At 39.5% G+C, this 21815-nt stretch carries 18 protein-coding genes; all 18 read right to left on the minus strand.

The window, feature by feature from the left end; translation table 11 throughout:
- Window positions 1–1878: a DNA mismatch repair endonuclease MutL gene (gene mutL, locus ACN6NE_RS05095; protein ID WP_097824483.1), complete on the minus strand. Its 1878-nt coding sequence runs from the start codon at window positions 1876–1878 to the stop codon at window positions 1–3.
- Between the two features lie 18 nt (window positions 1879–1896).
- Complete coding sequence (gene mutS, locus ACN6NE_RS05100; RefSeq protein WP_013084739.1) at window positions 1897–4554, minus strand: DNA mismatch repair protein MutS; 2658 nt, start codon at window positions 4552–4554, stop codon at window positions 1897–1899.
- A gap of 163 nt (window positions 4555–4717) precedes the next feature.
- A complete protein-coding gene (locus tag ACN6NE_RS05105; protein WP_013084740.1) occupies window positions 4718–6115 on the minus strand; it encodes an amino acid permease in 1398 nt (465 codons plus the stop codon).
- A 177-nt stretch (window positions 6116–6292) separates the two neighbouring features.
- Window positions 6293–6838 carry an outer spore coat protein CotE gene (locus ACN6NE_RS05110; protein ID WP_013058796.1) on the minus strand — a complete coding sequence of 182 codons (546 nt, stop codon included), beginning with the start codon at window positions 6836–6838 and terminating at the stop codon, window positions 6293–6295.
- A 225-nt stretch (window positions 6839–7063) separates the two neighbouring features.
- The gene (locus ACN6NE_RS05115) at window positions 7064–7495 is read right to left on the minus strand and encodes a YlbF/YmcA family competence regulator (protein WP_013058797.1); all 432 of its coding nucleotides are present in this window, start codon (window positions 7493–7495) and stop codon (window positions 7064–7066) included.
- Between the two features lies 1 nt (window position 7496).
- Complete coding sequence (miaB, locus tag ACN6NE_RS05120) at window positions 7497–9026, minus strand: tRNA (N6-isopentenyl adenosine(37)-C2)-methylthiotransferase MiaB (RefSeq protein ID WP_025601388.1); 1530 nt, start codon at window positions 9024–9026, stop codon at window positions 7497–7499.
- A gap of 555 nt (window positions 9027–9581) precedes the next feature.
- Window positions 9582–10448, minus strand: a complete 867-nt coding sequence (locus tag ACN6NE_RS05125) for a 2-oxoacid:ferredoxin oxidoreductase subunit beta (protein ID WP_129704391.1) — start codon at window positions 10446–10448, stop codon at window positions 9582–9584.
- Entirely contained in the window at window positions 10435–12192 is a 1758-nt protein-coding gene (locus ACN6NE_RS05130; RefSeq protein WP_474324780.1) for a 2-oxoacid:acceptor oxidoreductase subunit alpha, read from the minus strand. Before ACN6NE_RS05130 ends, ACN6NE_RS05125 begins: the two co-directional genes overlap by 14 nt.
- A 17-nt stretch (window positions 12193–12209) precedes the next feature.
- The gene (locus ACN6NE_RS05135) at window positions 12210–12386 is read right to left on the minus strand and encodes a hypothetical protein (RefSeq protein ID WP_160309919.1); all 177 of its coding nucleotides are present in this window, start codon (window positions 12384–12386) and stop codon (window positions 12210–12212) included.
- A gap of 185 nt (window positions 12387–12571) precedes the next feature.
- A complete protein-coding gene (locus ACN6NE_RS05140; RefSeq protein ID WP_474324782.1) occupies window positions 12572–13489 on the minus strand; it encodes a dipeptidase in 918 nt (305 codons plus the stop codon).
- Between the two features lie 75 nt (window positions 13490–13564).
- Window positions 13565–13825: a stage V sporulation protein SpoVS gene (gene spoVS / locus ACN6NE_RS05145; protein ID WP_003181955.1), complete on the minus strand. Its 261-nt coding sequence runs from the start codon at window positions 13823–13825 to the stop codon at window positions 13565–13567.
- Between the two features lie 223 nt (window positions 13826–14048).
- Window positions 14049–14846, minus strand: a complete 798-nt coding sequence (locus ACN6NE_RS05150; protein ID WP_028411380.1) for a TIGR00282 family metallophosphoesterase — start codon at window positions 14844–14846, stop codon at window positions 14049–14051.
- Between the two features lie 81 nt (window positions 14847–14927).
- The gene (gene rny / locus ACN6NE_RS05155) at window positions 14928–16487 is read right to left on the minus strand and encodes a ribonuclease Y (RefSeq protein WP_013058803.1); all 1560 of its coding nucleotides are present in this window, start codon (window positions 16485–16487) and stop codon (window positions 14928–14930) included.
- A 280-nt stretch (window positions 16488–16767) separates the two neighbouring features.
- Window positions 16768–17805: a recombinase RecA gene (gene recA / locus ACN6NE_RS05160; RefSeq protein ID WP_129704397.1), complete on the minus strand. Its 1038-nt coding sequence runs from the start codon at window positions 17803–17805 to the stop codon at window positions 16768–16770.
- Window positions 17806–18004: 199 nt separating this feature from the next.
- Window positions 18005–19246 carry a competence/damage-inducible protein A gene (locus ACN6NE_RS05165; protein ID WP_129704399.1) on the minus strand — a complete coding sequence of 414 codons (1242 nt, stop codon included), beginning with the start codon at window positions 19244–19246 and terminating at the stop codon, window positions 18005–18007.
- A gap of 16 nt (window positions 19247–19262) precedes the next feature.
- Window positions 19263–19847, minus strand: a complete 585-nt coding sequence (gene pgsA / locus ACN6NE_RS05170; RefSeq protein WP_013058806.1) for a CDP-diacylglycerol--glycerol-3-phosphate 3-phosphatidyltransferase — start codon at window positions 19845–19847, stop codon at window positions 19263–19265.
- Window positions 19848–19991: 144 nt separating this feature from the next.
- Window positions 19992–20954 (minus strand): helix-turn-helix domain-containing protein, encoded by a 963-nt coding sequence (locus ACN6NE_RS05175; RefSeq protein WP_240702466.1) that lies wholly within the window; start codon window positions 20952–20954, stop codon window positions 19992–19994.
- Window positions 20955–20966: 12 nt separating this feature from the next.
- The gene (locus ACN6NE_RS05180) at window positions 20967–21758 is read right to left on the minus strand and encodes a DUF3388 domain-containing protein (RefSeq protein ID WP_129704403.1); all 792 of its coding nucleotides are present in this window, start codon (window positions 21756–21758) and stop codon (window positions 20967–20969) included.
- Window positions 21759–21815 lie beyond the last annotated feature (57 nt).

Raw genomic sequence — 21815 nt, forward strand, 5'->3', positions numbered from 1 at the left:
CTACATCACTCGCTTAAACATTTTTTCCATTTCATACGTCGAATGATGAATAATAATTGGTCGTCCGTGCGGACACGTAAATGGATCTGTTGTTTTTCTTAACGTTTCAAGTAAAGCAAAAATCTCATCGTTTCGCAAATGATGATTCGCTTTAATCGATCCTTTACAGCTCATCATAATAGCCGCTTCTTCTCGTAACTTTTCGATATTGACTCGTTTCATCGTAAAGATTTGCTGAATCATTTCTTCAATAGTTTCCTGTTCCTCTCCTTTTGGAAACCACTGCGGATGTGAACGAACTATATAGGAGTTTTGTCCAAACGGTTCTAAAAAGACTCCTACTTCAGCAAGCATGTCTTTGTATTCTTCTAAAATCAAGGCTTCATTTCCCGAGAACTCTAGCGTAAGCGGCATAAGCAGTTCTTGAACTTCTGAATCTACTTCTCCAAGCTTTCGCTTAAAATATTCGTACTTAATTCTCTCCTGCGCCGCGTGCTGATCAATAATAAATAATCCTTTTTCATTTTGTGCCAAAATATACGTTCCGTGCATTTGGCCAATTGGGTACATCGCAGGAACACGCGGTTCTGGCTGCTCTTTGGCTGAATGGTTTGGTTCTGGAATAGGGGCGTTTTCTTCCACCGATTCTTCATAGTGTTCTATTTCTCGAAACGTTGGTTCGAGTTCTTCATCTTGACGTATGACCTCTGTTTTAACAGGCGGCATGATCTCGTCTACACGAGCGGGAGCCTCCTTAAAGCTAGGCTCTCGAACCGTATTAGACGGCTGATAGCCAGACGTTTTAGACTGATGATCAAATGTAAAGGTCTGCTGCTCAGTTGGCTGCACAGCTGATTTTGACTTAGTTGGTACTACCGCATCCGGAATTAACTGCTGCTTTTTAAAAGCAGCTTTCACTCCTTGTTCAATAAGTTCAAACAGCTCCGCTTCTTTACTTAAGCGCACTTCTAGTTTCGCTGGATGAACATTCACGTCCACTAACAAAGGGTCCATTGTAATGGTTAAAAACACGATTGGAAAACGGCCTATAGGTAAAAGGGTATGATAGCCCTGCTGTACCGCTTTTAACAGCCCGTAGTTTTTAACAAACCGACCGTTAATAATGGTCGACATATAGTTACGAGAAGCTCTTGTAATTTCAGGAAGAGCGACGTAACCATTCACTTCATAATCAAGAGACTGAACATTAATCGGAATCATTTTTTTGGCCACTGCCATTCCATAAATAGCGGCAAGCACTTGACGCACATCTCCGCTTCCGTTTGTATACAGAAGCTGTCTTCCTTGATGCATCAGCCGAATTGAAACTTCAGGATGAGACATCGCAAGGCGATTGACTACGTCCGTTACGTTACCAAGCTCCGTGTTTACCGTCTTCATATATTTTAAACGTGCAGGTGTGTTGAAAAATAAGTTTTCAATAACAAGTTCGGTACCTTTTCGGCTTGACGTTAATTCGTGATGAACGATTTCTCCGCCTCTAAGTTTAAGATGAGTGCCGGCTTCTTCTCCCGTACTCGTTTTGAGTTCAAGCATTGAAACCGAAGCAATACTTGGCAAAGCTTCACCGCGAAATCCTAACGTTCGAATTCGAAATAAATCTTGTTCTGTTTTGATTTTACTTGTCGCATGTCTTTTAAAAGCGGTCAAGCAGTCTTCAGAAGCAATGCCGTCTCCATTATCCAATATACGAATTTTTGAAAGGCCAGCTTCTTCTAGTTCAATTTCAATAACTGTACTGTTTGCATCAATAGCATTTTCGACTAGTTCTTTCACCACCGAAGCAGGTCGTTCAACAACCTCTCCGGCAGCAATTTTATTTGAAAGTTCGTCTGAAAGCTGCACAATTTTACCCACAGACTCACTCCTCTCAATCTATTTCTTCTTTAATGATTTTTGCAGTTCATACATCGCATTCATTGCGTCTAAAGGCGTCATTTCTAAAATATCCAGCTCTTTTAAACGATCTATAATTGCCTTTTCCCGTTTCGAAAGCGCAGGCTTTTCTTTTTTCTCTTCTATTTCAAAGAACGAAAGCTGATTGGCTTCATCTGCTTTTTTACTATCTGCACGTTCTTCTTGAACCAAAGAAGCACCTTCTTGTGGAACTTGTTGTGTCATCTCTTCTCTTTTTGGAGCCTGACGTACAGGTTCACGCTCAGAAGATTGTTCTAAGTCGTGTAAGATGACGCGAGCTCGCTCTAGAAGCGGATCTGGAAGTTCCGCTAGTTCCGCTACGTGAATACCATAACTTTTATCTGCGGCACCATCTTTGATTTTGTGTAAAAAGACGACTTTCCCATTTTTTTCAACCGCGCTTACATGAACATTTTTAAGCGCAGGAAGCGACTCATCGAGTACGGTTAATTCATGATAATGAGTAGAAAATAGTGTCTTACAGCCAATATGTTCATGAACGTATTCAATAATTGCTTGAGCAAGAGCCATTCCGTCATACGTAGATGTGCCGCGTCCAATTTCATCTAACAGAATTAGACTCGACTGAGTGGCATTTGTCACTGCATTTTTCGTTTCTAGCATCTCGACCATAAACGTACTTTGACCTGAAATTAAGTCATCGGCTGCTCCGATACGTGTAAACACTTGATCAAAAATCGGCAGAACCGCTTCGTCTGCTGGCACAAAACAGCCAATTTGAGCTAATATCGCCGTTAAAGCGACCTGACGCATGTACGTACTTTTACCAGACATATTGGGTCCTGTAATCAGTAAAATTGAACTATCATCCGTCATTTGACAGTCGTTTGGCACATATTCCTGCGAATTCATTACTTTTTCTACCACTGGATGGCGTCCATTTTGAATCGAAATATCTTCACTTGAAAAAATAGGCTTTGTATAATGACGTTCTTCACTGATTTTTGCAAAGCACTGCAGTACGTCAAGCTCACTTACTTTTTTAGCGAGTTCTTGCAGCCTTGGAATATATGCTTTTACTTCTTCACGAATTTGTAAAAACAATTCATATTCCAGCTCTACAATTTTCTCTTCCGCTTCTAAAATGAGCGCTTCTTTTTCTTTCAGCTCAGGCGTAATAAAACGTTCTGCATTGGTTAACGTCTGTTTTCGTTCATACATTCCTTCAGGCAAAAGATGCAGATTTGCCCGCGTTACTTCTATATAATAGCCGAACACGCGATTATAACCAATTTTCAGTGAGCGAATCCCTGTTTTCTCACGCTCTTGCTGTTCAAGTGACGCAATCCACGTTTTTCCGTTTCGGCTTGCATCTCGGTATTGATCAAGCTGTTCATGATAGCCGTCATTAATAATGTCTCCTTCTTTAATTGACAAAGGAGGGTGCTCTTTTAATCCTCTTTCAAGAAGATTAGCTAATCGCTCACAAGGATCAATGTCTTCAACAAGCTTTGTGGCATAAGGATGATTCAAACGATTCACAACCTCTTGAATATGAGGCACATTTTGCAATGATTTTTTTAATTGAATTAAATCACGAGCATTTACATTACCAAAAGCTACTCGACCAGCTAAGCGTTCTAAATCATATACGTCTTTTAGCAACTCACGCAGTTCTTCTCGTTCAAAAAACTGTTTCATTAAGACATCTACCATATTCAAACGATTATCAATATCCGCTTGTTTTAAAAGCGGACGGTCAATCCAATTTTTTAATAAACGGCCGCCCATTGCCGTAACGGTCTGGTCTAATAGCCATAGAAGCGAGCCTTTCTTTCCTTTTGAACGAATCGTTTCGGTTAACTCTAAGTTTCGCTTAGAGAATAAATCAATTTTCATATATTCATTGATTTGATAAAACTGCACGGGCTGTAAGTGTTCAAGCGAACGCTTCTGCGTGCGAGTTAAATACTGAAGAATACGTGCAAACGTTGTAATAAGCTTTTGCTGCTGAAGCGACTCTACTAAATAATCTAGTCCTTCTACTTGCTCTGTACTATTCTCATAAGAAATGGTAATCGTCATGCGCTCTTTTAGTGTTTGTAATAAGTCAGCAGGAAACTCAGAGCTTACAACGACTTCTTTTGCTTCTTTTGCATAAATCTCTGAGACTATATCGTGAAACGAACTAACAAGCGTTACGCTGTTTTCTCCTGTAGACAAATCAGAAAGAGCAAGACCAAACGTTTGATCCTCGAACGCAGTAACAGAACAAATATAGTTATTTTCCTTTTCATGCAGTCCGCGTTCGTTCATCAGTGTTCCGGGTGAAATCACCTGTACCACTTCTCGCTTTACAACACCTTTTGCATGCTTAGGGTCTTCTACTTGTTCACAAATAGCTACTTTAAATCCCTTTTCAATTAAACGCTCGATATACGTAGGAGCAGAGTGGTACGGAACCCCGCACATCGGAATTCTCTCTTGTCCTCCTCCGTCTCGACTTGTTAATGTTATTTCAAGTTCTTGAGAAGCTGTCGTAGCATCTTCAAAGAACATTTCATAAAAATCACCTAATCTAAAAAATAAAAAGGCATCTTGATACTCCGCCTTAATTCTCAAATATTGCTGTATCATTGGCGTATACGCTGCCATACTATTCCTCCATACCACATCTAGTTGTGCGTTTTTGCTACACGTATTATAACATAAGTCTTTCTTAAACTTAATTTATTCAAATAGAACAATCTTCAATTTCTTTTCATAAAACAAATAAAAAAGCTTCGGACGAAGGAAGAAGCTTGTCCGAAGCTTTTCATTATTTACTGCTGTTCAAATGACTATGCTTACGTCCGTATAAGAAGTAAACCACTAGCCCTAGTACAAGCCAAATTACGAAACTAATCCATGTTAACTTTGGAAGCTGAAGTGCTAAGTATAAACAGAACACAAAAGCTAAAATTGGAATCACCGGCACGAACGGTACGCGGAAACCAGTCGATTCTGAAGTTTGTTTTGATTTACGTAAATATAAAATTCCAATTGATACGGTCATGAAAGCAAAAAGAGTACCGATGTTTGTTAACTCTGCTAATCTTCCTAATGGTACTAAACCAGAGAAGATGGATACTAGTAAACATGTAATCCACGTATTTACTACTGGCGTTTGTTTTTTCTCACTGATTTTTGAAAAAGGCTTCGGCAATAGACCATCTCGACTGATCGCATAAAATAAACGAGTTTGTCCATACATCATAACGAGTAATACCGTTGTAATACCAACAATTGCGCCTAATGAAATAAATCCTGCTACCCAATCTTGGTTAATGTAGCTTAAAGCAAATGCTACAGGGTTTTTAACATTTAATTCTGTATAAGGTACGATTCCTGTTAAGATAAGCGATACGACGATATAAAGGACTGTACAAATCGCAAGAGATGCAATGATTCCGATTGGCATATCCCGCTGAGGCTTGCGTACTTCCTCGGCCGCTGTTGCTACAGCATCAAACCCAATGTAGGCGAAGAATACAGTTGCTGCTCCTGTCGCTACTCCGGAGAAACCAAACGGCATAAACGGCGTCCAGTTTTCTGGTTTAACGTAGCTAACTCCTACCCCGATAAACAGAAGTACAACAGCCAGTTTAATAATAACCATGATAGCATTAAAACGTGAAGATTTTTTTACTCCTTGCGTTAAAAGTAATGTGATTAAAAACACGATCATAATTGCTGGAATATCAATATACGTGCCGTTTGCAGGATTATATGCACTTGTTAAAGCTTTTGGAAAATGTATGCCAAACCCTGCTAACAATCCTTGGAAATATCCCGACCATCCGCTGGCTACAGCAGAAGATGCAAGACCGTATTCCAAGATAAGATCCCACCCTAAAATCCAAGCGATTAATTCACCAAATGTTGCATAACTGTAAGTGTATGCACTTCCTGAAACAGGAACTGTTGAGGCAAACTCTGCATAACAAAGAGCTGCAAACACACACGCAAGTCCTGACATAATGAAAGATATAACTAAAGCTGGCCCGGCATGTTCAGCGGCGGCTACGCCCGTTAATACAAATATTCCGGTTCCAATAATGGCTCCAATTCCTAACATCGTTAAATCGAAAGCGCCTAAATCCTTTTTTAATTTAACACCTTTAGAGTTGGTTTCACTAATTAACGTTTGAATTGATTTTTTACGAAATAAGCTCATAGTAAACCCCCAAAAAATACTTATCTGATATAACTAAATTTTCTGAAAATTAATGCATTATTTTCTTTAGATTTACTATACACTGCGCATTCGACAAAAAGCAATATATTTTTTTATTTTTATAAGAATTTTCTTAAAATAGTAAAAATAAAAAAACTAGGAAGAACTTCTTCCTAGTTACTCATCGTCTCCTAATATAAAATCAGGATCCAAATCTTCAAATTCATCGTCATCTACGTCTAAATCAAACTCGTCTTCATCATCGCAGCCTTTCGGATTTACTGCAACACAAACCTTGGTTTCTCCAATCACTTCCGCCAACAATTCTCTCTCTACTTGAACAATCGTTTTATTGCCATTTGGTGAAATTGTGCACTCTAGGCAATTTGGCTGCTGCAGCACGCGAACAATTACTTCGTAATCGTCTCCAATAGAATCTTCGTCTTTATAGCGCAGCTTAATATTATCTTTGTATGATACGGTTTCCGTCCAAACTTCGGTTTTTGTATTATTATTGTACGAATACCAGATGTTAATATCATATCTGCCGTCAACTTCTACATTGCTGCCGCTTTTCTTTGCTTTGTACTCATGGTTAATCACCCAGCACCCTAAGATGCTTGTTGGTCGATTTTTCGGTGCAAGCGTATGAGACGATTGTGTAAACTTGCGACCTTTACCTACGACTGCTTTTGTAATAATTTCTCTATAGTGTTGTGACATGTGAGCATACCCTCCTCAAACTATCTTCATTTCATCCTATGCAGGCTCATTCACTTGTTTGCACATTATTTTTAAGAAACTAGGTTTAAGGCATAAAAAACCTATGTTCCATTGTATGCAAGGATATAGAAAAACGTGACAATTATTAGAGAGAAAATCTGCCCAATTTTCATGCCACATCATGTACAAAAAAATGCCTCAGCAAATTGCTGAGGCATTTTTTCTTTATGAGCAGCTAGATCCAGGGCTGTTTCGCACCTGTGAACCTGTTTCACCGCGCAGTAAATCACCATCTGTTGACACAATAATTTCATCCGTTACTGTGTTTGAAATAGTGTTAGCAACAAGTTGAAGCAAATCATTCACGTTTATTTGAGACTCTTGAAACTGCTGAATAATCGGCAGTTCATCCAGCTCTTCCTGTAAACGATCGATTTTTGCCTCCACTTGTTTTAACGCTTCTGTTTTACCATAGTGTTGGAAATTAACAGCTTGTTTTTGCAAACTTTTAATACTTGCAATGGTTTCACGCACTTTTTGATTTTCGTTAAGCTGAGCTTCGGCACGCTTGAAGAAATCTACTTCTTCCGTTTCAGCAATCATTTTTGCCAGCTCTTGAGCACGTTTAATTACGTCACTCTTGTTATACTGCGCCATATTACTTCACCTCTGCTGTTTCTTCTACCATTTCCCCGTTTAGCGTCCATGTTTTGGCTTTTGTAACTTTTACTTTTACAAGTTGCCCAATCACTGACTTAGGTGCTTTGAAGTTTACAAGCTTACTTTTTTCCGTGTAGCCTGCTAATACTTCCGGATTATTTTTACTTTCACCTTCTACTAATACTTCGACAACTTTACCTTCATATTCCTTCAATTTCTTTGCAGAAATTTCATTTACAAGAGCATTTAAGCGCTGAAGACGCTCTTTTTTCACTTCCATTGGTACGTTGTCTTGCATCTTAGCAGCTGGCGTACCTTCACGAGGTGAATAAATAAACGTATAAGCACTATCGAATTCAACTTCACGATATAGCGACATTGTTTCTTCAAACTGCTCATCCGTTTCATTTGGGAAACCAACAATAATATCAGTTGTTAATGATGCTGTTGGAATGGCTTCTTTAATTTTACGAACAAGCTCTAAATAATGTTCACGAGAATATTTTCGTGCCATAATTTTTAAGATATCGCTGCTTCCTGATTGAACAGGCAAGTGAATGTGGTCGACAAGATTTCCGCCTTTAGCAAGAACTTCAATTAAACGGTCATCAAAGTCACGAGGATGACTTGTTGTAAAACGGATACGAGCAACGTCAATTTTACGGATTTCGTCCATTAAGTCGCCTAAGCCGTACGTCATGTCTTCAAAATCTTTTCCGTATGCATTAACGTTTTGGCCTAAAAGCGTAATTTCTTTGTAGCCTTGAGCAGCTAAGTGACGTACTTCTTGGATAATATCTTCTGGACGGCGGCTTCGTTCTTTTCCTCGCGTATACGGAACGATACAGTACGTACAGAACTTGTCACAGCCGTACATGATGTTAACCCATGCTTTGACGCTGCCTTTACGTGCTCTTGGAAGGTTTTCAATAACGTCCCCTTCTTTAGACCATACTTCAATCACCATTTCTTTTGCTAAGTATGCTTCGTTTAAAATGTGAGGCAAACGGTGAATGTTATGTGTACCAAAAATCATATCCACGTGCTGATGTTTTTGTAAAATTTTATTTACAACTGACTCTTCTTGAGACATACATCCGCAGACGCCAATTAATAGCTCAGGGCGCTCGCGCTTTAAGGCCTTCAAATGTCCTAATTCACCAAACACTTTATTTTCCGCATTTTCACGGATCGCACACGTATTCAATAAAATAACGTGAGCATCTTCAACAGAGTCAGTTGGCTCGTAGCCAAGGCCTAGAAAAATACCAGCCATTACTTCTGTATCGTGCTCATTCATTTGACAGCCGTACGTACGGATATAAAACTTACGTCCCTGTCCCATTCCATGAAACTGTTCATCGATTGCAAAATCATTGTGATAGGAAACTTCTTCTTTTCCTCGTTTTTTCGCATCTTTTAAAGAAGGTGGCATGTATACTGTTTGAAAATATTTGCTGTAATCCTTTTCGGATTTTTTGTCCGCTGGATTAACTTGGTTGCTTTCTAAACGTTGTTTTTCGTTCATAAAAAAATCTCCTTTCGCCATGACAATTGTCACGTTGCACCTGTAAATCGCAAAAAAATGTGACAGCCTTATGCTTATGCATAAAACTCATCACATTAACATAGTATATAACTTTCAAGTAGCGAACACAATCATATACCTATTTTCTATACCTGTTTCGTTAAAATTTATTTCGACTTCCGAAACATTTATTAAATTACAAAAAGAGATTGATACATAACTAAATTAATCTATTTTAGAGACGAACAAATGGTATAAAAGGGCTCATAGAAATTCGCTTATTACACCTCTGTTGATTTCTGTGCAAAACTTCGCTTTCCGCGAGCGGCCGATGAGCCTCCTCGTCGCTTCCGCTCCCGCGGGTTCTCACCTATTTCGCTTTTCCCGCAGGAGTCTTCTCCTTGCTCTCCAATTAACAGCCAGAAGCCACTACCTACATGAAACCTAAGTTCGCTATCACTATGAAAAAATCCGAACGAGTTGGATTCTCCATCAAGAATCTCAGTTCACCGTTCGGATTTTCCCTCTACTAAACTGCTTTTATTGCAGCCTCTTTTACATAAATTCAGCTACTAGCTCATCAAATTTTTCTTCAGTCATACCTAAGTCTGCTTTTGACAGCGGCTCTTCACTATAACCGTGAACAAGCTGCTGATACGACGGCTGATGCACATTTTGATAAATAAGTCCTGTTACTAAGCCGTTATACTCCATTAACGTCTGCATAGCTTGCATACGGTTGTTTGCATCATAACCTTCAATTGTGCTAAGACTAGTTAGGTTTTCTTTAAACCAATCATACGTGTTTACTTTGTTATACGTTACGCATGGGCTAAATACGTTAATTAAAGAAAAACCTTTATGTTGGATGCCTTGTTCAATTAAGCTTGTTAACTCTTTTAAATTCGTTGAAAAGCTTTGAGCCACAAAGGTTGCTCCAGAAGTTAACGCAAGCTCCATAACAGATAAAGACGACTCGATTGATCCTTCAGGCGTACTTTTTGTCTTGAATCCTACTTCACTACGAGGAGATGTTTGTCCTTTTGTTAAACCATAGATTTGGTTATCCATTACGATATACGTCACATCGATGTTTCTGCGAATCGCATGTACCGTGTGTCCCATACCGATAGCAAACCCATCTCCATCACCGCCAGATGCGATAACGGTTAAGTCACGATTAGCCATTTTTACACCTTGAGCGATTGGAAGCGCACGTCCGTGAATACCGTGAAAACCATATGAATTAATATAACCAGAGATACGTCCAGAACATCCAATACCTGAAATAACAGCAAGCTCATGAGGTTCTAAACCTACGTTGGCAGATGCGCGTTGAATGGCTGCTTGTACGGAGAAATCTCCACACCCCGGACACCAGTTAGGTTTTACACTGTTACGAAAATCTTTAAACGTTGCCATTTAACACAAACATCTCCTTACTTTTTGCGTATACTTCTTGCGGAAGAAATGGATTTCCATCATACTTCAATACGCTTTGAATTTTATCATGACTTGCAATATTCATTTTTAAAATATTAGCAAGCTGTCCAGTAGCATTGTTTTCAACGACGACTACTTTTTTAGCTCCTTGCACGTAAGGAAGCAGTTCGTCAGCTGGGAAAGGATGAATCAAACGAATGTGAGCGTGATTTACTTTTATACCGTCCTGTTCCAAACGTTCCATTGCCTCTTCAATGACTCCACGCGTCGAATTAAATCCAACAAATAAAATATCAGACTCTTTTTCATGAAAGTGAACATGAATTGGCGTATTAAAACGAATTCCTTTTGTTTTACGAAGGCGCTTATTCATTTGATCATCGCGGTTCACCGGAGATTCAGATGGCTTTCCTGTCTCATCATGTTCTACTCCCGTCACGTGATGAATGCCATGCTTCATTCCTGGAATGACACGTGGTGATACGCCGTCTTCTGTTACACGGTAGCGCTTGTAGTATTGTTTTTCTTCCAGCTCTTCTAGCTCTCCTTGCTGAAGCTTACCGCGGCGGATTTTAACGCGGTTATAGTCAAGCGGTTCTACTGATTGCTTCCCAAGTGAAAGCTGTAAATCCGTTAGCATAATAACTGGACACTGATATTCTTCTGCTAAGTTAAACGCTTCAATCGTATCGTAGAATGCTTCTTCAACCGTACTTGGCGCCATGACGATCTTCGGAATTTCACCGTGCGTACCGTAAATCATGGCCATTAAATCAGACTGTTCTTGCTTAGTTGGAAGCCCTGTACTTGGACCGCCGCGCTGCGTATCTATAATAACAACGGGCTGCTCAGTGATTCCCGCCAATCCAATCGACTCCATCATTAATGATAGACCAGGTCCAGCTGATGCTGTCAGCGCACGTACGCCTGCATAGTTAGCTCCGATAGCCATCGTACATGCTGCGATTTCATCTTCTGTTTGAATAACGGTTCCACCAAATTGAGGAAGCTTTTTAATTAAGTATTCCATGATTTCTGAAGCAGGGGTAATTGGATATGCTGGCATAAAACGAGCGCCGCCGGCTAAAGCACCTAACGCAATCGCATCGTTTCCAATCATAAACATACGTTTTTTACCATCCGCTGGATCTAGTTTCATTGTTTCTAATTGTTCGCCTAGCTGTTCACGAATGTAATCTGCACCTTTTTTAATAGCTTCCATGTTTTTTTGTACAACTTTTTGGCCCTTTTTACCGAAGATTTCAAGCACTACTTCTTCAAATACTTCTGTGTCAATATGAAGCACAGCACTTGAAGCGCCTACAGCAACCATGTTCTTCATTAGCGACGTTCCTAATTCCGTTGCAATTTCCGTAAACGGAACAGCATATAGCGTAGCAGTTGTACATGTTTCGGGCAGACTTGGGTTGAATTTCGCATCTGCAATTACAACGCCCCCTACGCGCAGCTCATGGACGTTTACATCGATTGTTTCCTGATCGAACGCAACTAAAATATCCAAATCATCTGACACAGATCGAACCTGAGTTGTACTCACTCGAATCTTATTATTTGTATGTCCACCTTTGATACGAGAAGAAAAATGACGATAGCCGTATAAGTAATAACCTAATCGATTTAAAGCGGTTGAAAAGATTTCTCCCGTACTTTCGATTCCCTCACCCTGCTGTCCGCCAACTTTCCATGAAAGTTGCTGTACCATAAATCAACGCCACTCCTTTAATTGCTCATAATATAGAAATCTATTTTATTGATAAAAACTGAAAAAAGTAAATTAGCAAACGATTTCATTTGCTTCTGCATTTCACCAACCAAAATCATCTGCAAAACTCCCACAGCACCTTGCCGCTGTGCAGGATACGTTTCTGCTTGAACAGCTCCATAATCCGTTTTCAATTTTATTCCGATTGCCAGAAAAATGCAACCCTTTCCATTGAATTCTCAATCGTTTTAATTATATTTATATTTAATGAATAAGATGAAGTTTTTTAATGATCTTTTCTGCCTTCACATGAGGCATTAGTATATAAATAACTTTTATAAAAAAAGAGCTTTTCCAAGAAGAAAAAGCTCTTTTTTTATTAGCTGCATACACGATCAGCAAAGTTTTGAAACAGAAAACGTTTTACCTGCTCCTCAGTGTAATGCTTAAGGAGCTCTTCGATTAAATTTGTATACTGTTCATATCTTCCGAGACGATGAACCGTTTTGTCAATGCCGTCAAAGTCAGAGCCAAAACCAACGGAGTATTCGCCTCCTCTTTCACACATGTAATCAAGATGACGGATCACATCCGCTATTTGCGCTTTGGCAGAACTCGTTAAAAATTCAGGCACAAACGTAATGCCAATCACGCCGTTTCGCTTTATTAAAGCATGAATTTGATCGTCTCTTAAATTCCGGGGATGAGAACACAATACGTGTGAATTGGAATGAGTAGCCACTACATATTGCGCTAGCTCAATCACATCCCAAAAACCTCTTACCGATAAATGAGAGACATCCGTCCACACTTTATATTCATTATTCAATTCAACAACTTCTCTTCCAAAAGAAGATAACCCCGCGCCTCGAGGTTCTAAAATACCGTCACACACAGCATTGCTGTAATTCCATGTCAAACCTACTGAACGTACACCCAGTGAAAAAAGTGTCTTTAAGCGAACTAAACTTGTATCAATGGCATCGCACCCTTCAAGCGTCAGCATTGCTCCTATTTCACCTTTTTTCAAGCTATCTATATCGGGCTTTGAACGAACCCATTTCACACCGGGAAGCGATAAAATATGACTCTGAAACAGCTGGACCATTTCTAACGCAACATCAAAACGCTGAGCTGCCGGAACCGCTTCTGGAATATAAATAGCGAATAGCTGAACTTTCCCTTTTGCTTTTTTTATTCCTTCTAACGTCACATGCAGCGCTGAATCATATGTAAAAGATAAACGTTTATTTAACCAGAGTTTCATCAGTACATCACAATGAGCATCAAATATCACAACCCACACCCCTTTAACTCTATACAAAAAGGACCTGTTTGGCTTCTATGCTTTACAGGTCCGTGGTTTTTATAATTATCGCGGCTCTACAATTAATTTAATGGCTGTTCGCTCTTCTCCATCAATTTGAATATCTGTAAAAGCTGGGATGCAGATTAAATCAACCCCACTTGGTGCAACGAACCCTCTTGCGATTGCTACAGCTTTTACTGCTTGGTTAAGCGCCCCGGCCCCAATGGCTTGAATTTCTGCTGCGCCGCGTTCGCGCAGCACGCCTGCTAAGGCACCAGCAACTGAATTTGGATTAGACTTTGCTGAAACTTTTAATATTTCCATATCTAGCTCCTCCTTATTCTTTACAATGTATGATGAGAGATCATTAGACCAATGACTTAATTGATTTCAATGTTACTATATTCACGATATGTCAAACGTATTCCTGCTTGTTTTTCCTAAATATTCAAAAACTTATATTTCTACACTTTTCTTTTTTCTTTTTACGTTTTTGACAAAATAAAAAAGCCAACGTATCGTCTTTCGACACATTGACTTTTTCCCTTTATTCAAAAAACGGATGGTCTTCGTTAATTAAAATTCGCTCTGTTTTTGTTGCTTTCCCCGTCTTTTGATCAATATCAATAACGATTCCACTAAGCTGCGTTCTTCCTTCTTTTGGCACTTCAAATCGAACAGGAAGAGACGTTAAAAAACGCTTAATAACAGCTTCTCGCTCCATCCCTAAAATGCCGTCATATGGTCCCGTCATTCCTACGTCAGAAATGTAGGCTGTTCCTTTTGGCAATATACGATTGTCAGCTGTTTGAACGTGCGTATGAGTGCCGACAACAGCGCTGACACGACCGTCCACATACCAGCTAATCGCTTGCTTTTCACTTGTTGTTTCAGCATGAAAATCAATAAAAATAAGCGGAGTGCGCTGACGTGCTTCTTCAATCAGTTCATCTGCTTTTTGAAATGGACAATCAAGCGGAGCCATAAACGTGCGCCCTTGTAAATTAATCACGGCTACCTCAAGCTGATTGTACGTAAAATACGTAATTCCCTTGCCCGGTGTACCTTCAGGAAAATTGGCTGGACGAACAAGATTTTTTGCATCGTCAATAAAATCAAAAATTTCACGTTTGTCCCACGCGTGGTTACCAAGGGTAATAATGTTAGCCCCTGCTTGCAAGAACTGACGATAAATCTTTTCAGTAATGCCTTTTCCCGAAGCTGCATTTTCTCCATTCACAATTGTAAGTCCCGGAGAGTATTTTCTTTTTAATCTTGGTAAATATTCTTCAACCATTTCACGGCCTGGAGAACCAACTACGTCTCCAATAAATAAAATTCTCATGTAAAAGCTCCTATACTTCATTCTTAATCTGCATCTTCATCTCTACGAAAAAAAATAAAGTGGCGAAACGCCACTTCATTTTTATTTTGCATACTCTACTGCTCTTGTTTCACGAATAACGGTTACTTTGATGTGGCCAGGATAATCCAGCTCATCTTCAATTCGTTTTCGGATATCTCTAGCAAGTCGATGCGCTTCTAGATCACCAATCGTATCTGGTTTCACCATAATACGAACTTCACGCCCTGCTTGAATCGCAAATGATTTTTCAACGCCTTCATAAGACTCTGAAATTTCTTCTAACTTTTCAAGACGACGAATGTAGTTTTCTAACGTCTCACTACGAGCACCTGGTCTTGCAGCAGATAATGCATCCGCTGCTGCAACTAGTACAGCAATGATTGATGTTGGTTCTGTATCTCCATGGTGAGAAGCAATCGCGTTAATAACAACCGGATGTTCTTTATACTTTGTAGCTAATTCAACACCGATTTCGACGTGACTTCCTTCTACCTCATGGTCAATTGCTTTACCAATATCATGCAACAATCCTGCTCGTTTGGCTAACGTTTCATCTTCACCTAATTCAGCAGCCATAAGTCCTGATAAATGTGCTACTTCCATTGAATGTTTCAGCACATTTTGACCATAGCTTGTTCTGAATTTTAAGCGACCAAGAATTTTCATCAAGTCTGGGTGCAACCCGTGAACACCGACTTCAAACGTCGTTTGTTCACCAACTTCACGAATATATTCGTCCACTTCACGGCGAGATTTTTCAACCATTTCTTCAATACGCGCGGGATGGATACGACCATCTTGAACGAGTTTATCAAGTGCAATTCTTGCTGTCTCACGACGAATTGGGTCAAATCCTGATAAAATAACTGCTTCTGGCGTATCATCAATAATAAGATCAATTCCTGTCAAAGTTTCAAGCGTACGGATGTTTCGACCTTCTCGACCGATAATTCGGCCTTTCATTTCGTCATTTGGCAAGTTAACAACTGAGACAGTCGTTTCAGCAACATGATCTGCTGCGCAACGCTGAATAGCAAGTGAAAGAATTTCTTTCGCCTTTTTATCGGCGTCTTCTTTTGCACGGTTTTCTGTTTCTTTTACCATTATGGCAATGTCGTGGGAAAGTTCATTTTCAACACGATCTAAAATAATCGCTCTTGCATCTTCTCTTGTTAAGCTTGAAATTCGCTCTAGCTCTGTTTGCTGTGCACGTACTACTTCTTCAACTTTGCTTTCCATCTCTTCAATATGCTGTTGTTTAACAGTAAGAGAATCATCTTTCTTTTCAAGTAACGCTTCACGTTTATCAAGTGATTCGTCTTTACGATCAAGATTTTCCTCTTTTTGCATTAATCGATTTTCTTGTTTTTGAAGTTCTGCTCGACGATCACGAATATCTTGTTCTGCCTCTGTACGAAGCTGATGGATTTCATCCTTCGCTTCTAGTAAAGCTTCTTTTTTCAAAGCTTCCGCCTCGCGGGTTCCTTCATCGATAATTTGTTCTGCACTAGACTTTGCTCCCGCAATTTTAGCTTCAGCAATCGATTTACAAACAAAAAAGCCAACAACTGCACCGACGATTAGGCCAAGCAAAGCGAAGATGATTGTATTAGTATCCATCATTTCACCTCCCCTTGCTATAAACTTGTAAGTTTTAAATTTCATGTCGGCATGTACATCGTATTCACCTTTCAATATACACACAAAGGCTTTTAAACGCTAAAATGTTTTAAAAAGGGAAAATATACATCTTAATTGTAAATCTGTGCATTTTTATTGTCAAGCCTGCCTCTACAGTATATATTGAAATTTCGTATGTTACTTTTCTAGCATTAACAATTTTTACAAAAAAAAGACCCCTTCTTTGAAATAGAGGAGTCTTTTTTTATCTCGCAGCAAATTAAATATTTAAATCGCCTTGATCGTCATCCTCAGGAGCTGGCTCTCCATCTTGGTCTAAACCATGATGTTCACGCACTTGTACCGCAATTTCCTGACGAATATCAGTATTTTCTTTTAAGAATTGTTTTGCATTTTCACGACCTTGACCTAGACGCTCGTCATTATATGAATACCAAGATCCACTTTTTTGAACAATATCTAGTTCAGAAGCGATATCCAAAATTTCACCCTCTTTTGAAATACCTTCTCCGTACATAATATCTACTTCAGCAGCACGGAAAGGCGGAGCTACTTTGTTTTTCACAACTTTAATTCTTGTTTTGTTACCTACAATATCGTTTCCTTGCTTTAACTGCTCTGCACGACGTACTTCTAGACGTACTGAAGAATAGAATTTAAGCGCACGTCCACCAGGAGTTGTTTCAGGGTTACCAAACATAACGCCGACTTTTTCACGAATTTGGTTAATAAAGATAGCGATTGTTTTAGACTTGTTGATAGCTCCAGATAGTTTACGCAATGCTTGAGACATTAAACGAGCTTGTAGACCCACGTGAGAGTCTCCCATTTCTCCTTCAATTTCCGCTTTTGGCACTAATGCTGCTACTGAGTCAACAACGATAATATCTACTGCACCGCTTCGAACTAAAGCTTCAGCGATTTCTAAAGCTTGTTCTCCCGTATCAGGCTGAGATAATAATAGCTCATCAATATTCACACCTAATTTTTGAGCATATACAGGATCTAACGCGTGCTCCGCATCGATAAATGCAGCCTGTCCGCCCTGCTGTTGAACTTCTGCAATCGCATGAAGAGCAACTGTTGTTTTACCTGAGCTTTCTGGACCATATACTTCAACTACACGTCCACGTGGATATCCACCTACACCTAAAGCTATATCTAACGCTAATGAACCACTTGGAATTGTAGAAATTCTTTTTTCCGTTTGTTCACCTAATTTCATAATTGAACCTTTACCAAATTGCTTTTCAATTTGTTTTAAAGCCATATCAAGGGCTGCTTGACGATCGTTCACTCAATTTCCTCCTCTATCTCTTTGAAATCATCTATAAACTGCAAACTTACTACGATGTAGTAGCAATGTCGAATTAACAACTTTCTATAACTTACTATACTAGTTTTTGAGTCGTTTGACAAGCAAAAAGCGAATAAATGTTCGTTTATTATTTTATAAAAAAAAGGCTGTTTTGGAAAAACCAAACAGCCTTTTTTCTTTATTTCTTTATCATCTTTAATACGTAATGACAGCCATAATTAACGGTTCGTGAACGGATCCCCTGGCGGCTTCCAGATAGCTGCAGGCTGTAAACTTGAGGAGCTTGATCTTTATAGGCTACCCCTATATATACTGTTCCTACAGGATGTCCTTCTTGTTTGGAGGGTCCAGCTACACCTGTAAACCCGATGCCAATATCCGTTTTGCATAACTGTTGAATACGCTGAGCCATTTCAGCCGCGCACTGCTCGCTAACGGCTCCGTACTGATTCAGCGTGTGTTCGCTCACTCCGAGAATATTTTGCTTGATTTCATAATGATAGGCGACCAGGCTGCCTTTTACAGCTTCTCCAGAACCTGAAACAGTTGTTAAACGTTCGCTGAATAAACCGCCGGTTAAACTTTCGGCTGAAGCAATCGTTAATCCTTGTGCCGTTAATTCTTTTACCAATTCATTATGTAAAGAAGTTGCTTCGTATCCATATAAATACTCGCCTACGCGCTCTGAAATGTTTTTTTCCACTTCGTCTAACATGCGCTGTGCTTCAGCAGCATCAGCGTGCTTAGCAGTTAAGCGAAGCGTCACTTCTCCATCTCCTGCTAGCGGCGCAATCGTCGGATTGGTTTGCGCATCAAGCAAATCTTCAATTTCCGTCTCAAGCTGTGATTCTCCTATTCCGAAAAAGCGAAGAACGCGTGATTCAATACTTTCTTTTAATTCAAGCTTTTGAGCTAAAAATTCTTGACCATACGATTCATACATTGGATAAAGCTCTTTTGGAGGCCCGGGAAATAGCATATAGTGTTTTCCCTCTACCGTAAGCCCCATACCTGGAGCCATTCCGTAATCGTTAGGGAGCACTGCCGAACCTTCTAGCACAATTGCCTGTTTTTTATTGTTAGGTGTCATGACACGATTTGACTGTTTGAAATAGGCTTCAATGCTTTCAAGTGCTTCTGCATTTGTTGTCAGCTCTACTCCTAGCACACTCGCAATTGTTTCTTTTGTTAAATCATCTTTTGTAGGACCAAGCCCGCCTGTGAAAATAATTAACTCTGCACGCGTTTGAGCTGTAGCAATCACTTCTTTTAAGCGCTGTGCATTATCTCCTACTACCGTATGATAGTAAACATTAATTCCAAGTTCGGCTAATTTTTTCGATAAATACTGAGCGTTTGTATTGGCAATTTGTCCAAGCAGCAGCTCAGAGCCGACTCCAATAATTTCAGCGTTCATCATATCATCTCCATCTTACTTATTTTGAGTTAACAAAAGCCTGTTTGTTTTTAGCAAAGTAGTCCCAGCCTGAAATAACCGTAAAAATCACTGAGATCCAAAGCATTACGCTAGCAAATGGAATGGAAACCCATTCAAAAGGCAAGTTATACAGCAGAATAGCTGAAATAGCTAAAATTTGAGTCCATGTTTTAATTTTACCTAACATATTTGCTGCTACAACTTCCCCTTCCCCTGCTAGTACAAGTCTTAAACCAGTGATAGCAAATTCACGGCTAATAATGATGATAGCAGCCCATCCTGCACCTGCAATTAAATCTAAGTCAACAATAGCTACAAGCGCAGCTGAAACCAATAGCTTGTCTGCTAGTGGATCTAAAAATTTGCCCAAGTTCGTGACTAAATCGTACTTTCGGGCATAGTATCCGTCTATCCAGTCTGTTGTAGATGCAATAATAAATAATGCTGCCCCTAATAGGTGAGCGATCGGAATCTCTTTTCCTGCTGCCTCCACTGTGCCAAATGGTAGCGGCACCATCATAAAAATGAGGAATACGGGAATTAGAAAAATCCGCGAAATGGTAATCTTGTTTGGTAAATTCACTTCTTCTGCCTCCAATTACTGTTACAAACTGAAAGCGTGCAAACGAAGTTGTTTGCACGGCTTTGGTTTTATTATAGCGTGAATGAATGATTAATTCACATATTATCTTTATTTACACTCTGATCACTTTTTAAAACAGGGTGTTTACTGTGCTTCTGCCGGCTGATATTGAATCGTTACAACTTGTCGAACTTGCTTGGATGAATCAAACGGCAAGTCAACCGCTTTTCCATTTACTTTTAACTCTACTCCAGGTGAATAACCGATGTTGACACGAGCTTCAGTTTCTTTCGTCAAATCAAATTCTTTTGTTTCACCTTTTTTTAGAATGGAGCTAAAGAAAGCATTTCCTTTTCCATTTTTCACATCTAACCAAGTATCTGCTTGAGTGGATGTTACTTCTAGATTAAATGCATCTGTACCGGAAAGAGCATACGTAGCACTTCTGCCTGTTTTTTGAACTTCCTTGTATTCTTGTTTACCGCTGTCTTTCTTTTCTTTTTCAGCTTTTTCTTTCTCAGCTTTTTCTTTTGCGGCTTTTTCTTTTTCTTTCTTATCAGCAGCAATTTGTTCATCTTCTGACTTGCTATTGTCATTTTTTGCAGTAGTTTCATTCGTTTCTTCCTGCGTGTTAGACTGCTGAACTTCGCTGTTTGGAGCTTCTTGGTTAGCCTGCTCCTTGTTTTTATCCGAGACGATATTTTGAGCGATTACCCAAATAATAATCCCAACAACTACAACTCCCGCCACCACTAGAACAGTTGGAAGGTAGTCATATGCTTTTGAAACTCCTTTTGTATGCTGAGGAATTTCTTTGCGGCTGCGAACGCGCGAAAGCTGCTGCGGCATGTCTTCTGTTTGAGTTGAAGGAATGTCTGATTTATATTCTTCAAAAATAGCATCTGTGTCCAACCCAATTGCTTCGCAGTATTGCTTAATAAATGCTCGTACGTAAAATTTTCCCGGCATAACCTCATAATTGCCTTCTTCAATGCCAAGTAAATAGCGTTTTTGAATTTTCGTTAGTTTTTGTAAATCCTCTAACGACAATCCTTTGCTTTCTCGTTCTTGTCTTAACCTTTGTCCTAACTCTGTCAATGCTAACACCTACCAATTATGCTAAAAATCAAACATCGATAATCCACCGTCTTGAAACATTTGAGGACCTTCCATTATTTCATATGTAATTTTCTCATTGGAGTCGTTTCTTATTTCAATAATGTAGGCAAAATCATCTAACGAATACTCGGTATTTTGTACAAATACATCCGGATGCTCCACAATTTTTGTCGCGGGTACATTCATTACTTCTCGAACAAGCTGCCAGTGCTTTTCATTCGCTCGTTTTGTCGATACAATTCCATCAATAATAAAAATATTATCAGCGTTGTATTCGTCAGCAATAAGCTGACTGCGAATCGTTTGTTTTAAGAGTGTAGAAGACACAAAAAGCCACCTTTTGTTCGCACATACGCTAGCTGCTACAATGGATTCGGTTTTGCCTACTCGCGGCATACCTCGAATGCCGATAAGCTTATGACCGTCTTGTTTAAACAGTTCCGCCATAAAATCTACGAGCAAGCCTAATTCATCTCTTACGAAACGGAACGTCTTTTTATCATCTGCGTCCCGCTGAATATAGCGACCGTGACGCACTGCTAACTTATCACGCAATTTAGGCGGTCTCATTTTTGTCACAATGATATTATCCATTGTTTTCAAAATAGATTCAAGCCTGTCTATTTGCTCATGTGAATCACAGCGCAGCAATAATCCACGACGAATATCATCCACTCCATTAATTGTGACAATATTAATTGACAACATTCCAAGAAGCGATGAAATATCACCTAAAAGACCCGGACGATTTTTTTGTATTTGATATTCTAAATACCACTCAATTTTCTCCATCAAACCCCTCCCATTTCTTGGCTGGCCTTCGAGAGGTGCCCCCTTTTTTTCACCTAG

This window comes from Priestia sp. 53B2 (assembly GCF_056099005.1).

Excerpts from the sequence above, each read along its gene's own strand:
- mutS (WP_013084739.1), bottom strand. The coding sequence starts at position 4,554 with ATGGCAGCGTATACGCCAATGATACAGCAATATTTGAGAATTAAGGCG.
- miaB (WP_025601388.1), bottom strand. The coding sequence starts at position 9,026 with ATGAACGAAAAACAACGTTTAGAAAGCAACCAAGTTAATCCAGCGGAC.
- ACN6NE_RS05125 (WP_129704391.1), bottom strand. The coding sequence starts at position 10,448 with ATGGCAACGTTTAAAGATTTTCGTAACAGTGTAAAACCTAACTGGTGT.
- ACN6NE_RS05150 (WP_028411380.1), bottom strand. The coding sequence starts at position 14,846 with ATGAGAATTTTATTTATTGGAGACGTAGTTGGTTCTCCAGGCCGTGAA.
- ACN6NE_RS05110 (WP_013058796.1), bottom strand. The coding sequence starts at position 6,838 with ATGTCACAACACTATAGAGAAATTATTACAAAAGCAGTCGTAGGTAAA.
- ACN6NE_RS05130 (WP_474324780.1), bottom strand. The coding sequence starts at position 12,192 with ATGGTACAGCAACTTTCATGGAAAGTTGGCGGACAGCAGGGTGAGGGA.
- ACN6NE_RS05105 (WP_013084740.1), bottom strand. The coding sequence starts at position 6,115 with ATGAGCTTATTTCGTAAAAAATCAATTCAAACGTTAATTAGTGAAACC.
- spoVS (WP_003181955.1), bottom strand. The coding sequence starts at position 13,825 with ATGGAAATATTAAAAGTTTCAGCAAAGTCTAATCCAAATTCAGTTGCT.
- rny (WP_013058803.1), bottom strand. The coding sequence starts at position 16,487 with ATGGATACTAATACAATCATCTTCGCTTTGCTTGGCCTAATCGTCGGT.
- ACN6NE_RS05115 (WP_013058797.1), bottom strand. The coding sequence starts at position 7,495 with ATGGCGCAGTATAACAAGAGTGACGTAATTAAACGTGCTCAAGAGCTG.
- ACN6NE_RS05180 (WP_129704403.1), bottom strand. The coding sequence starts at position 21,758 with ATGGAGAAAATTGAGTGGTATTTAGAATATCAAATACAAAAAAATCGT.
- ACN6NE_RS05165 (WP_129704399.1), bottom strand. The coding sequence starts at position 19,246 with ATGATGAACGCTGAAATTATTGGAGTCGGCTCTGAGCTGCTGCTTGGA.